At 42.9% G+C, this 14,712-nt stretch carries 11 protein-coding genes; 5 read left to right on the forward strand and 6 right to left on the reverse strand.

From position 1 onward, the window contains the following. The first annotated feature begins 228 nt into the window (after nt 1–228). Entirely contained in the window at nt 229–1,752 is a 1,524-nt protein-coding gene (locus tag NSQ29_RS17345; RefSeq protein ID WP_341125683.1) for a stalk domain-containing protein, read from the forward strand. Between the two features lie 49 nt (nt 1,753–1,801). Here NSQ29_RS17345 and nspC read toward each other — a convergent pair whose 3' ends face one another. From nspC to NSQ29_RS17360, 3 genes are all read right to left on the reverse strand, one after another. Beyond that, a complete protein-coding gene (gene nspC, locus NSQ29_RS17350; RefSeq protein ID WP_340968599.1) occupies nt 1,802–2,938 on the reverse strand; it encodes a carboxynorspermidine decarboxylase in 1,137 nt (378 codons plus the stop codon). Nucleotides 2,939–2,947: 9 nt separating this feature from the next. Then, a complete protein-coding gene (locus tag NSQ29_RS17355; RefSeq protein WP_042126167.1) occupies nt 2,948–4,147 on the reverse strand; it encodes a saccharopine dehydrogenase family protein in 1,200 nt (399 codons plus the stop codon). 541 nt (nt 4,148–4,688) lie between these two features. Then, a complete protein-coding gene (locus tag NSQ29_RS17360) occupies nt 4,689–6,179 on the reverse strand; it encodes a stalk domain-containing protein (protein WP_341125684.1) in 1,491 nt (496 codons plus the stop codon). Between the two features lie 352 nt (nt 6,180–6,531). Between NSQ29_RS17360 and NSQ29_RS17365 the strand changes: the two genes are divergently transcribed. Next, complete coding sequence (locus NSQ29_RS17365) at nt 6,532–8,418, forward strand: LTA synthase family protein (protein WP_341125685.1); 1,887 nt, start codon at nt 6,532–6,534, stop codon at nt 8,416–8,418. Nucleotides 8,419–8,486: 68 nt separating this feature from the next. Here the strand turns inward: NSQ29_RS17365 and NSQ29_RS17370 are convergent, their stop codons facing one another. Further along, a complete protein-coding gene (locus NSQ29_RS17370; RefSeq protein WP_341125686.1) occupies nt 8,487–10,208 on the reverse strand; it encodes a glycoside hydrolase family 13 protein in 1,722 nt (573 codons plus the stop codon). A 272-nt stretch (nt 10,209–10,480) separates the two neighbouring features. On the opposite strand from NSQ29_RS17370, the gene NSQ29_RS17375 reads away from it, so the two are divergent. After that, nucleotides 10,481–11,476 carry a LacI family DNA-binding transcriptional regulator gene (locus NSQ29_RS17375; protein ID WP_341125687.1) on the forward strand — a complete coding sequence of 332 codons (996 nt, stop codon included), beginning with the start codon at nt 10,481–10,483 and terminating at the stop codon, nt 11,474–11,476. A gap of 39 nt (nt 11,477–11,515) precedes the next feature. On the opposite strand, the gene NSQ29_RS17380 is transcribed toward NSQ29_RS17375, so the two are convergent. Further along, a complete protein-coding gene (locus NSQ29_RS17380; protein ID WP_231573413.1) occupies nt 11,516–11,725 on the reverse strand; it encodes a hypothetical protein in 210 nt (69 codons plus the stop codon). 18 nt (nt 11,726–11,743) lie between these two features. Next, complete coding sequence (gene clpP, locus NSQ29_RS17385; protein WP_042186692.1) at nt 11,744–12,325, reverse strand: ATP-dependent Clp endopeptidase proteolytic subunit ClpP; 582 nt, start codon at nt 12,323–12,325, stop codon at nt 11,744–11,746. 182 nt (nt 12,326–12,507) lie between these two features. Between clpP and NSQ29_RS17390 the strand changes: the two genes are divergently transcribed. Both NSQ29_RS17390 and NSQ29_RS17395 read left to right on the forward strand, forming a co-directional pair. After that, entirely contained in the window at nt 12,508–13,356 is an 849-nt protein-coding gene (locus NSQ29_RS17390) for an RNA polymerase sigma factor (protein ID WP_341125688.1), read from the forward strand. Between the two features lie 419 nt (nt 13,357–13,775). Then, nucleotides 13,776–14,663, forward strand: a complete 888-nt coding sequence (locus tag NSQ29_RS17395; RefSeq protein ID WP_341125689.1) for an NAD-dependent epimerase/dehydratase family protein — start codon at nt 13,776–13,778, stop codon at nt 14,661–14,663. The last annotated feature ends 49 nt before the right edge of the window (nt 14,664–14,712 follow it).

A 14,712-nucleotide genomic window follows, 5' to 3' on the forward strand; every position in this document is an offset into this window, starting at 1 on the left:
TTATAAGGACGGTAAGTGTGTATGCGAGAAATATAAGGATAAAGTATAGTGTGAAACTTATACTTTCTTTATTTAAAACAGACTAAATTATTGTATCACATGAGACCTTTCTTGTGAGCGGGTAAATATGAAGAAACTTTTCCAGTAGTTCTAGCGTCTAAATGTAAGATAATGGATTATATCGTGAACATATCAAATTTATCTAATAAGAAAAAGAGAGGTATTCCTATGAAAAAAAAATGGATCAGCATGGTTAGTGCTCTTCTAGTATTAAGCCTCGCCTGTAACGTAAGCGCAGCTGCAGCTGCAGAAAACACAACCACGACATCCAACCTCACTTCGTATGGCGCGGATTATCTGACCAAAACAGATGGTTCCTTCTGGGTATGGGGAGGTAATCGCTCCGTCCCTACGCAAATCCATGACCTGAATGAGGTACAAGCATACTTTGGTTCCCAATATGTAATGAAGAAAGACCTTTCGGTCTGGCAATGGAGAACATCGGCATACTCTGAAGCTGTTAAAGTGACCCCCGTTCAAGAGCTAGAAAATCTGGTCGATATGTTCATGACGGGAAATAGAACGATAGCCCTTAAAGGAGACGGGACGATTCTAAGCGCCCCCCTTTCATCCGATGGACTTACTACCTCCGCGTTCACACCGGTTTCCGGCGTCGATAACGTGGCTGCTGTGGGCGGTTACTATGAGTCTGATCTTCATAAGAGCTGGACACGTTACGTGTTCTTAAAGAAAGATGGAACTGTTTCTACTACACGCGATGACTTCGAAAGCTTCGAAACTATCCAGAATTTAACGGATATTATTCAAATCAAAAACAATCTTGCACTTAAGAAGGACGGCTCCATATGGAGTTGGCCAGTCCAAGATTATTACAAGAACCAGGGAGCTCCAATAGATCTATCTGCGACTCCTCTCAAGGGAATCAGTAATATTAAAAGTTTAAAAGGAAATCAGAACAGCCTATTAGCCATTGATGGGTCCTCTCAATTATGGTTCTGGGGCGCTACCATTACAGGTTCCTCAGACGGAACAACCTATCATGAACAACCACCGATTCTTCTAAAAGGGATCAAGAATGTAGTTGATGCTTACATCGTAGAGCGCTCTATTGTTGCGTTAACCGGGGAAGGAAACGTCTATCAAACTTCTATTGAAAACGAAATGATGCCCGCAGATTCAAAATTCACACTTCTCGAAAAAGAAGTAAGTAGCCTAAAGAAAGGTGGACGACATATCATCATGCAAAAGAAAGACGGCTCACTCTGGGGCTGGGGCGTCAATAAGGACGCACAGCTGGGCTATGGCGACTATGAATTCAGCCATGCCGGGCCCGTTCCAGTGCAAAAGCCTATTTCGATCTCCTTAAACGGAGAATCTATCCCACTCTCAAATGGAGTTATTACTCGAAACGGACAAAATTTCGTCCCGCTTCGATCGCTGTTCGAAAAATTAGGAGCCACAATTACCTATAAAGAGAACATTACAGCTGCGAAAACAATAGATAAACAAATTATGATCACACGAACCACTACAGATAAACCGGCTCTCGCCATCAGTATTAACGGTGTAACTGGAGCGACAATGGTGAACAATAAATCCGTGAATCTTCCTACACTACCCTTCATCGTAAACGGTTCGATGTATCTGCCACTTCGCTTTATAAGTGAGCAGCTCGGAGCAATTGTTGAGTGGCTCCCACAGGAGGAGCGCATCGCCATCACGATGCAATAAGGAGTAATCAAAAAAAGGTGTCCCATCACGGGACACCTTTTTATTAATCTTAAGATAAACGTTCGCTGAAATCTTCGAAAGCGAACTGTTTGATTACTTTGATTCCCTCTTCTTCATTGTAACTAACAATAGAAGGCAGATTCACACCGTTAAACATATGATTCTTCACCATGGAATAATGGGCCATATCAAGGAATACGAGTCTGTCGCCGTATTTCAAAGGCTCCTTGAAGGAATAATCTCCGATAACGTCTCCCGCTAGGCAAGTCATTCCACCTAATCTGTACGTATAAGGATATTCCCCAGGTTGTCCAGCATCGATAATGTTCGGACGGTACGGCATAGCCAGTACGTCCGGCATGTGGCACTCTGCTGAGGTATCGAGAATCGCAATGTCCATTCCATTATGCATCACATCGAGAACGGTAGCTACCAGATATCCGGTATTGAGAGCTACTGCCTCTCCCGGCTCCAGATAGATTTCCACACCGTAAGTCTCTTTCATGTGTAGAATACACTTGACCAGGGTCTCCAGATCATAATCAGGGCGTGTAATATGATGACCGCCACCGAAATTAAGCCATTTCATTCCTTTGAGATAAGGTCCGAACTTCTCTTCGACTACCTTGAGCGTACGCTCAAGTGTATCCGAATTCTGTTCGCACATGGTATGGAAGTGTAGTCCATCAATGCCCTCAAGCTCTTCCGGTCTGAAGTTAGGGAGAGTTACTCCCATTCTGGAATAATTGTAGCACGGATCATACAGCGGAACTTCAATCTCAGAATATTCCGGATTCACTCGAATGCCGCAGCTGATGTGCTTAGGTGCATTCTTAACGCGATCCTTGAATCGATTCCACTGGTCAAAAGAATTGAACACAATGTGATCGGAGTATCCAAGGAGCTCATCAAACTCACTATCTATATAAGCTGGTGCGTACACATGAACCTCTTTGCCCATCTTTTCATAGCCAAGTCTGGCTTCGAACAAGGAGCTTGAGGTTACACCATGCAAGTACTTCCCAACTAACGGATACAAGGAATGCATGGAGAAGCCTTTTTGCGCGAGCAAAATCTTTGCTCCAGTGCGTTCCTGTACAGAATTCATAATCTCAAGATTACGTGTAAGCAATCTTTCATCTACAAGGTAACATGGTGACGGGACCGCGCTGATATCTATATCCATTATCGCGCCTTAGTCTAACAGCGTTGGCGAGAAATCTTCTTGCCAAGGCAGACCATGTTTATTTAAAGCTTCCATGAATGGATCTGGATCGAACTCTTCAACGTTGAATACGCCCGGCTTCTTCCAGATACCTTTTATAATTAACATCGCTCCGATCATTGCAGGAACGCCTGTAGTGTAGGAAATGGCTTGGGAGCCAACCTCTGCATAGCACTCTTCATGATCGCAAACATTGTATACATAATAAGTTTTTGGCTTTCCGTCTTTAGTTCCTTGGATGATACATCCAATGTTCGTTTTGCCTTTTGTTCTTGGTCCCAAAGAAGCTGGATCCGGTAAAATAGCCTTCAAGAATTGCAGAGGAACGATCTCTTTTCCTTCATACATGATAGGCTCGATAGAAGTCATGCCCACATTCTCAAGCACTTTCAAGTGAGTCAGGTAATTCTGCGAGAAGGTCATCCAGAAACGGATCTTCTTTACACCCTTGATGTTAACGGCCAAAGACTCTAATTCTTCATGATACAAAAGATAAATATCTTTTGGTCCAATTTCCGGAAGATCGTATACTTTTTTCTCGGAAAGCGGTGCAGTCTCAATCCACTCGCCATTCTCGAAATAGCGGCCATTGGCTGTAATTTCACGAATATTGATTTCAGGATTAAAGTTTGTTGCAAATGGATATCCGTGATCACCAGCATTGGCGTCTACAATATCAATGGTATGAATCTCATCAAAATAGTGCTTTTGAGCGTAAGCTGTGAACACGCCCGTTACACCTGGATCAAATCCACTACCAAGCAACGCGGTAAGGCCTGCTTTTTCGAATCTTTCTTTGTAAGCCCACTGCCAAGAGTATTCAAATTTCGCTGTATCTTGTGGTTCATAATTGGCAGTATCCACATAGTGCACTCCTGTTGCCAGGCACGCATCCATGATTGTCAGGTCCTGATATGGGAGAGCGACATTAATAACGACATCCGGCTCAAAGCTCTTGATCAGTTCAATGACTTCGTCCGTATTATCTGCATCGACCTGAGCAGTAGAAATCTTCGTGCGGCCTCCGGCTAATTTATCTTTCAGAGCGTCACATTTCGCGACAGTTCTGCTAGCTATGCAGATCTCTTCAAATACATCCGGGTTCTGGCAGCATTTGTGAACAACAACACTGGAAACACCGCCAGCGCCAATAATTAACGCTTTTCCCAAAATAAAAACCTCCTAAAATTCCATTTGCAAAATCAACAAGGCTGATTATACATAATATTTTTGAATAAATCAATAAAAACCGACAAAAAATGATGTTTATTGTGTAAAATCTTCAAGGATTCTTGTTAATACTCTTAAATGCTCATATTTCCTCGATTATCCACCTATATATCTAATGAAAATCGCTGGAATGGAGTAAATTTCCGGAAACTAGGACAACTAGATTATTCTATCACAATAGGGGGCTACTTCATACGATTTATTTTAGGTTCAATGAGAAACCTCACCATCCTTTCAATTCCGCCTTAAGACGTTCGGTTTAGCGGCATCCTGAACGGCCATTCACCAGTTCCGATCAACAGCACTGCAATGAATATAAAGAGGCCGTAATGTATACTCTTACCCATTTTGTCCCAATATTACCGTTGTTCCTATGCCCATCCGTTTCAAGACCCTAATTGAATGATCGTTGGGGTTATTATACGTTGTCCCATTGATCCTATATTCATCAGCATCATGATTAAGAATTTCGAGCTGTTTTTTATTGGTTTGAATGGATTTGAACAGCATAAGCTTCGGCATCCCATTCTACCTTAGCGCCTAACATTTCACTCACCAGTCTTAAAGGTACATATACACTATCATTAATAAAGACTGGCTTTTGATCTGTGGCTATTACTTTTCCATTCACTGTCGTTTGTCCATTAACCGAATTTAAGATCAGCGTAGTAGATGTAGATTCCTTCACGGCAATAACTGATCTCGATGGAACGTCCCAACGTACATCCACTCCCATATGCTGAAATATTCCTCTTAAAGGAACGTAAGTAGAATTGTTGAGCAGTAAAGGAGGCATGGTCAGATCCATTTCACTATTGTTCAACAGGACCTGTATCGATTTCTTCACTGGCTGAGGCGTGTCAATCATAAAATCTCTAACCCCCAACCCAGTCTGTCCAAATTCATTCGTTCCCCATGCAAGAACATGACCGTCTTTTAAGAGCACATAATGATTTCTGTTCCCGCTGGTAATCGAAACTGCATTTTGAATACCACTAATCTGTTTAACATCCATCTTATTTTTATCGCCAACTGTCCACTGCCATACGGTTCCATCGGCTTTTACTGCTGAGTCCGTTGTCATCGATACGACATCAGTGAGTCCTGGAATCTGAATCGGCTGTAAAGTTCCACCCGGATTCATATCTGTGTAATTATTCCATAACCAAACGGTACCATCCCATCTCAAAGCTACTCCATTCCACCCATCAGTATCAACAGCTCTATACTCCCCGCCGCCTTTAAGTAGGGTAGGCTTTAGAACCGCATCCTTTTTAATGCCTCTAGTTTTAGATGAGCCCCATACCCACACCTCTCCGCCGTTTCCAAGTGCCACTGAATTATTCGATCCTGCAGCTATAGCTAAAATGGAGGGTAGTCCTTTCACCTGCACCGGTGTTAGCCCGTTTTTCCCCGAATTATCACCGAGTTCTCCTTGCTCATTGCCTCCCCACGCCCATACCGTTCCGTCTTTTCGAAGCGCTAAGCTATGTGCGTCTCCTGCTGAAACAGAAATCACATCCGTTAGCCCCTTCACTTGAACCGGCTCTAGAAGGACTGTCGAGGACTGCGCTCCAGTGCCAAGTTGTCCATGTTCGTTCCCCCCTACTGCCCACACTGTTCCATCGTCTTTCAACATCAAATTATGACGATAGCCACCTGAAACTTGCTTAACATGATCGATGCGCATTTTGACTGGAGTATACGCTGGCGTGGTTGCCCCATTACCAATAGAACCGTATCCACCACCCCATGCCCAGGCTGTTCCATCCGCAGTGATGGCATAAGCGCTTCTATCACCAGCGTCCAACCCAGTGATGCCAGACAATAACTTCTTTTCATCCGGGAAATTCACAACACTGTCCGCTTTTACTATTAATGGTGAGGCTGTAGCTAGGATAATAGCTGCCCCAACAACTACAATACCTATTCGTCTTATCTGAATTTTAATGCTTGAAATTTGTCTTCCCACTTAAGATCACTCCTTTTAGAATCGGTAGGGTCAAACTGTTGATCTGCAACAATAGAGACCCCCACTGTATTCAATCTTCTTATATAGACTGTGGAATATTATGTAAAGTTGCGAGAAACTGTACTTTTTTAAATCAATTTATACGCTTTAACTTGTAGTTTAGGATTGAAGCTGATTTTAACTGTTTATATGGCATAAATCGCTTGTTGCTGCACTCTAGGTCTCTCGTCCGTCTTTTGACACACTAAAACTTCAAGAGCATAATAAGCATCGGCATATTGCAACGGATTCCCACAACATACAGAGTTATGCAGGATTTTAGTGTGTTTTGCACCAGAGAGGATGATTACGAGTGAAAAAAGATTTTCAAATAAAAAATAAGCCCTTTCTAATTTTTAGCTTCATCCTGCTCTTAAAATGCGCAGTGGCCTGGTTCGTAGTATTTAGTGACGGCCCTAATTGGAGCATGCTGCTCACAGAGATCCCGTTCTTCTTTATCGTCTTTGGACTCATTGAGTGGATGGCTTCCAAACGGAAGTTTCTGTATTACATGATTGTGAACTTATTAATTTCAGTGATTTATTTTGCCGTCCTGATGTATTACAAATATTACGGCGTAATTGCTACTTACCATGCTTTGGAACAGGCAGATAAGGTAACCAAGGTCGGAGAAAGCACATACTCCTTGCTGGATCCTTACTATTTGTTCATTTTTGTGGATATTGTAGTCTTCATGTTCTTTATGTTCCGTCCCAAATATATTGCGATCTGGAAAGAAAGAGGCATGAACCGGCGTATGAACCGAACCGCCTTGCTTGGGATCATCAGTGTTTCACTTGCGATATGTGTCTTTAATATTTGGCCGAATCATGCCAGTATGAACGAGAACAAAAAGGCAGAGCGTATGGGGATTCTCAATTACGAGGTATATACCATTTTTGCCGACACCACAGAAAAGAAAGAAATGATCGACAGCGAAGAAATTACGCAGCAGTCTGTGGACGCTACAAAGGGGATTACGGAGCAAGTCTCTCCAAAGTATTGGGCAGCGGCTCAAGGTAAAAATCTCATTGTAGTGCAAATGGAATCTTTTCAGAATTTCCTGCTTGGCTTAAGCATTGACGGACAGGAAGTAACTCCCAATCTAAATAAACTTATTTCAAGCGAACATTATTTCAATAACTTCTATACAAATGCGGGGCAAGGAACAACATCGGATGCTGAGTTTGTTGTGAACACCTCTCTATATGTTCCTCATCACGAAGTAGCCACTTCGTCCAACTATATGACTAAGGAACTTCCAAGTCTGCCTAAGCTGATGAAAGCTAATGGATATAACACGGCCACCTTTCACACCAATAGCGTAGAATTCTGGAACCGCAAAACCTTATACAAGGTGCTAGGCTTTGATAAATACTACGATCAGTCCTTCTATGGAGATGATGATCATATCGCATTTGGATCTTCCGATGAGGTGCTGTATGCCAAGACCGTTCCTGAATTAGTCAAAATGGATGCGGAAGACGATCCTTTTTACGCGATGGTCATTTCTATGAGCGCTCATCACCCTTATAAAATGCCAGAATCTAAATTTAAAATGACGTTGCCTAAACGGTACGAAGGGACCTTAGTCGGCGACTATATTTTAGCCCAAAATTATGCGGATTATGCCATGGGACAATTTCTAGACGAACTGAAGTCCAGCGGGTTATGGGACGATAGCGTGATTGTCTTCTACGGAGATCATCAAGGTGTATCCCTGTATTCCCTTAACGGCAATGAGAAATCATTAATGGAGGAAATGGTCGGACACGAGTATGGATATACCGATATGTTCAACGTTCCTTTCATAATTCATGCCCCCGGCATAGACCAACCTTCTGTGTATACCCAAACTGGCGGTCAGATTGACATCTTACCAACTGTAGCTAATCTGTTAGGGATTTCTATGAAGGACCAGCTCCACTTCGGAGAAGATCTGATGAATCAACAGACCAATCTGCTACCTGTTAGACATTTTCTTCCTACTGGTTCTTTTATTAATGATACAAGCTTGTACTTGACTGGTGTCGATTACGATGATGGAAATAACTATAACCTAATCGACGGCTCTGAAACTGAGGGCGGTTCGACACAAGCGCAATTTGATGCCGTTCAGCGGCTCCTGAATATGTCTAATAGTTATATTCTGCAACGGCCGGATTTATCTTCTACGGATGATGGCGAACAGAGCAAATAATTGATATTTAATAAAAAGAATGCCCTTCAGCCATTGGCCGAGGGGCATTCTTGCGTTTATTAAAATAATTAAACCGTTGTTGCAGGCACACTCTCACGAATTGCCTCTTGCTCTACAGGTGCGTTAACCAGCATATACACACGCGATTCGTAAGGGCGTAATGCCACTGTCTCGATCTTCTCGGCAGGGTCAACTTCATAGTTATTCAACAGCAACTCACTGGAGTCAAATTCCAAATCAAACGGAAGGTCGAACAGCGCTTCCTCTGAAGTCAGGTTTGACATGACCAGCAATTTCTCATTGCCAAGTGTACGAGTATAAGCGTAGATTCGTTCATCTTCAGGCAGGATCAAATCATAGGTTCCATAAACGGTAATAGGATTAGCGGCCCGAAGTGCGATTAGCTTTTTATAATGATGATAGATGGAATCAGGGTCCTGCTTCGCACGTTCCACATTGATCTCCGTGAAATTAGGATTGACCTTCATCCAAGGCTTGCCGCTACTGAAACCAGCGTTCTCAGAGTCATCCCATTGCATTGGCGTTCTAGAATTGTCGCGACCGTTCTTCCAGATAACCTCCATGACTTCTTCATGTGATTTTCCGGCTTCTGTCTCTAAACGATACAGGTTCTTCATCGCCACATCATCATAATCATCCATGGAATCAAATCGTACATTAGTCATCCCAATTTCTTGACCTTGATAAATAAACGGTGTTCCTTGCATTAGGAAATACATTGTAGCCAGCGATTTGGCCGATGTCTTCCAATACTCGCCATCATTTCCCCAAGTGGAAACTGAACGTGGTTGGTCGTGATTCTCGATAAATAATGCATTCCAGCCTCTACCCTCAAGACCTTTTTGCCAGCGGGAAAGTGCTGATTTCAGCTGCAGAACATCCAAGCCACCCGTAACACTCTTATTCCAAAGAGCTAAATGCTCGAATTGAAAAATCATATTGAATTTGCCCTGCTCCTCGCCTACCCACATTTCCGCTTGATCGACACTAACACCACTCGCTTCACCAACGGTCATAATGTCATAACGATCAAATGTTTCCTGTTTCAGCTCCTGAAGAAAATCGTGAATTCCTTCCCGATTCATATGACCCGCGCCGGACGAAACGAACGGAAGATTATCTGGATTTGGCAGATCAGGAAGACCTGAAATTTTCTTAATATGTGAAATAGCATCCACTCGGAAGCCGTCGATCCCTTTATCTAGCCACCAATTGACCATACCGTATAATTCCTGACGCACTTTAGGATTCTCCCAGTTGAGATCAGGCTGTCTTTTGGAGAAGACATGCATGAAATATTGCTCTGTAGCAGGGTCAAGCTCCCAGATCGAACCGCTAAAAATACTCTCCCAGTTATTCGGTTCCTTTCCGTCCTTAGGATCTCTCCAAATATAATAATCACGTTTAGCATTATCCTTGCTTGAACGTGCTTCAACAAACCAAGGGTGTTCATCTGAAGTATGGTTTATGACAAGATCCAGAATCAGCTTCATGCCCCGTGCATGAACCTCGCTTAATAGCTGATCGAAATCGGCCATACTGCCGAACTCCGCCATAATATCCTGGTAATCTGAAATATCATATCCATTATCATCGTTCGGGGATTTATAAATAGGACAAATCCAAATGACATTGATGCCAAGGTCCTGTAAATAATCAAGTTTTGAGATGACTCCCTGCAGATCTCCAACACCATCGCCATTGCTATCCATAAAGCTCCGTGGGTAAATTTGATACGCTGTGGCTTCTTTCCACCATGTTCTGTTCAATGTATGCAGCTCCTTCGTATTCATATACCCTCTTAGGAAAATATTTTCCTATTCAATTCACGAATTAGTGATTTTCATAATAAAACTTAAGATTATCGACTAAAAAACTATCTATTTAGGGTTTATTTAAGGAAATTATTTTCCTATGCGATCATTATAGGATCTTTTATTTTCCTGGTCAATAACAATCTTTTGGATTCTTGAAGCTATCCGTGATATGCTTGCGATATATTCTAGAACGAATACAAGATTGGAAAGTTATGGTGATATTCTTGAAGGTAAAAATTAAAGATATAGCCAAAATGGCTGACGTTTCAATAGCTACCGTATCAAGGGTTGTCAATAACAGCAAACCGGTAAACGAGGAAGTTCGTAAGCGTGTATTGGAAGCCATGAAACAAATGAATTACCGCCCTAATATCATCGGTTCAGATGCAGGTAGACCGGATACACCTCTGATTGGTGTCATTATTCCGCAGAACAGTAATACCGTGCTTGATGATTTCAATATTGGCATACGTGATCTCGCCGAGCTATATGGTTATGATGTTTTGGTCGGGTTAACAGACGGAAGTGTTAATAGTGAACTTCATTATTTGAACTTATTCCACCATATGGGGACTGAGGGTTATATATATGTAGGCTCGGTTCCGAGTAAGGAGCATTTGGAGATTATCCAGAAATCCGGGTCACCTTGCGTGTTAGTTGGAGAACAATCTCAGATTGATTCGATCCCTTCTGTCCATCTGGATAATGTTACCGCCTCCTATGAAGCCGTTACTTATCTGATTCAAAAAGGACATAGAAGCATCGGCATGATCCGGGTATCTGGAGATAATGCAGTGGGTGGCGATCGATATCGCGGCTATCAACAAGCACTTATGGATGCAGGCATTACCTTAAGAGAAGAATGGGTAGTAGAAAGTGGAATGGCCGTAGAAGATGGAAGTGACGCTATGCGCCGGATTAAGGATAGCGGGGAACTACCTACTGCGGTTTTTTGCTCCACAGATTGGATAGCTGTAGGGGCTATGAATTTTCTGATCGATAACGGTATTCGGGTGCCAGAGGATGTTGCGGTGTTCGGATTCGATAATAGCTTTATCGCTTCTGTCGTTCGTCCCAAGCTGTCCTCGGTGGAATACTCCGGAACGGAGATTGGAATGACTGCTACCCGAACTTTAATCAAGCTGATTAAAGGGGAGACTGGTATTCAGCATCATGCAAATGTAGCTCATTATTTGGCAATTCGTGAAAGTACGGGTTAGGGAAAGCTTCCCTAACCCTATTTTTAAATCTGATAATGGTTATTGTGTAAATCCTACACGGGCGCGTTCCCGTCCTTTAGTATCTAGTGTAATGGAACAGACGGAAGTCATGGGAATATAAAGCTCCTCAAATTCTGTCCGATATTTGATAAACTTCTCAGTTACCGTTTCCAAAATGCCTTTTCTAGCGTTAGAGCCATCTACAAAATAAATGGTTACCTCTTTGCCCTGCAAAGCTTCCAGCATCATTCACTTCACTCCTTCGACTTACAGATTTGTGATAACTTTGTCGATAATCCCGTACTCCACTGCTTCCTCGGCTGACATGAAATAATCCCGATCCATGTCTTGTTGCACCTTCTCCACCGTCTGTCCGGTTCGGTCCGCTGTAATCTGAACAAGCACTTCCCGTAGCTTCAAAATACGTTTGGCTCTAATCGCAATATCACTGGCCTGCCCCTGCGCACCACCATGTGGCTGGTGAATCATAATCTCACTATTCGGCAGCGCATAACGTTTACCTTTAGCCCCAGCTAACAATAGAAGTGAACCAAAGGAAGCCGCCATACCTGTGCAGATCGTGTTTACTTGCGGTTTAATGAGCTGCATTGTGTCATAAATACTTAATCCCGCTGTTACGGAGCCCCCTGGACTATTGATATACATGTGTATATCTTTATCTGGATCCTCAGCTGATAAGAACAGCAATTGGGCAACAACACTATTCGCTAATTGATCCTCAATCTCCGCCCCTACAAACACAATTCGGTCCTTTAAGAGCCGTGAATAAATATCGTAGGATCTTTCCCCTTGATTCGTTTGTTCAATGACATAAGGAATGTACGCCATGCGTATGCGACCTCCATCCGTTTATTTTATTTGAAATCTACCCTGTAAACGGATTAGTCTATGGATAGGATACGTTAAGCGGGCAAAATATTATTTTTATTATTGCGTATCTTAATTTGGAGCTCATTCGTTTATTATTAGAAGTAACCGAAAGCACTTTACCGGAAAAGGGGTTATGCAGAGTGACCAGCCTTGAGAAGCTTAGCGCCGGCCATGAACCGGATGAGAATCATACCACGTCTTTGCAAATGGCCCTGAAGCGGTATTGTCTTACACTGACACAATCCCCGTGGGAAGCCGAAGATTTGGCTCAGGATACGTGGGTCAAAGCACTGGGCTATATGAAGACTTCCAAACATTCGAAGCTGAAGAGCGATATGAACGATACAAGTCAAATGAACAATAATTCAGAACATACAAGTCGTACGAATTTCAGCTCGCTAACGAATCATCCGAATCCTGAGGCGCTACTCCTGCGGATTGCCAGAAATACCTGGACAGATATTATGCGGCGAAAAGCCACGTTGTCACGAGTGCTGGAAATGGATCAACCACGGACAGAGGAAGCAGCAGAGTATGGTTTATTTGAGATTGAGGCTGCTTTTCAAGCCTTACAGAAGCATCTGTCTCCACTGCAGCAAGCAGTGTTCCTGCTCCGCGATGTATTCGAGCACTCCGGAAGCGAAGCTGCCGAAATCCTCGACACCACAGAAGGAGCCATCAAAGCTGCTCTGCATCGAGCCCGCCAAGCCCTCCCTGCAGTCAGACAAGAACTTCTTCAATCTAACGGCCCCTCCATACTGCAGGAGACGGAACTACAGATTGCCTTGAATCGTCTTGCATCCGCCTATGAACAAGGACAAATCGCCGAGTTGATTGAGCTTGTCCTTGCAGATGAAAGTCAAGACACTGTAATGGCCGTGTCCAGCCAAAGCTTCCAGAGCTTCCAAAGCGTTCAACCTTTCCAATCTGGCGGATTCAGCTCTATGGGCTGGAACTATTCCGAGCCAGGAATGCGGATGGTGGCTTAGTCTTTCGTGACGCTATTTCGTAATACTGGAGTAACCTTAGCTAAATGAAGCACATTACGTTACGTTATAACCGAACAAATATTAGTTTTGAAAAGTGTGAGTTTGATGAGATAGGTATGTTTTGTGAGTTAGGTCAAAAACGAATCTACTGCACTATCTGCAATAGATTCTTAATAAAAGTGACTTTTAAGTCGATTATTATCTTTTGATTGTATAAAGTGCAATAGAATCAAATTATGTCCTATATAGTTTAAATTCTATTGCACAAAGTACAATCACACTAATGAAATCTCCTCACATATCTTTATGCTTCATTCATCACCACTCATCACTCTTTAAGGTACAATTCCCCTGCTTTCTACGGAAACCTATAATTAGACTTATAAATAAACATTAATGTTAGTTAGGAGTGATATTTTATGAGGAAAATTCTTATCTTAGGCGGCACGCGCTTTTTTGGAAAAAGGTTAGTTGAACGATTGCTACAAGATTCCATAAACGACGTAACAATACTTACACGCGGGGAAACTAGCGATTCCTTTGGAGATCACGTTCACCGTATCCATGCGGACCGTTTCCAAGCAACCGAGCTCGCTCAGGCGGTAGGAGATACACTATGGGATGTCGTGTTCGATAATATTTGTTATTCACCGGACGAAGCGGATCAGGCACGCCGGATTTTTGATGGTAAAACGAAACGGTATATCCTCACCTCAAGTTTATCCGTCTATGATTTCAGCGAAGAAGCGCTGATCGAGGACATTTTCGATCCTGAAACTTACCCTATCCGCCACGGAGGGCGAAATGATTTCACCTATCAAGAGGGAAAAAGACTGGCGGAAGCCGTCTTCATGCAGCAGGCTACCTTTCCAGTCGCTGCGGTTCGCTTTCCAATTGTGCTGGGCATAGATGATTATACGCGAAGACTTCATTTTCATATTGAGCATGTCCGTAATGAGTTGCCGATTGGTATACCGAATCCCGAAGCACATATCTCCTTTATCCGTTCGGATGAAGCTGCTGATTTCCTATATTGGCTAGGCTGTAGCTCTACTATGACAGGACCGTTCAACGCTTGCTCAGACGGTACGGTTAGAATTAAGGATATTCTCACAATGATTGAAGAAGAAACAGAGAAACACGCCATCATCCAGAAGCAAACCGCAGACGAGCATATGTCACCCTTCGGAATTGAACAATCCTGGTTTATGGATACGACAAAAGCCCGGTCGGCGGGATACAAGTTTCTCAATCTAAAGAATTGGCTCCCAGAGCTAGTTAGCTCTCTGAACAAAACCTACGAGTAATAACTTCTCCCACACACAAGCCCTCTTCACTCATTCATCTATGTGACAA

Source organism: Paenibacillus sp. FSL F4-0236, assembly GCF_038000135.1.
GTDB lineage: Bacteria > Bacillota > Bacilli > Paenibacillales > Paenibacillaceae > Paenibacillus_AQ.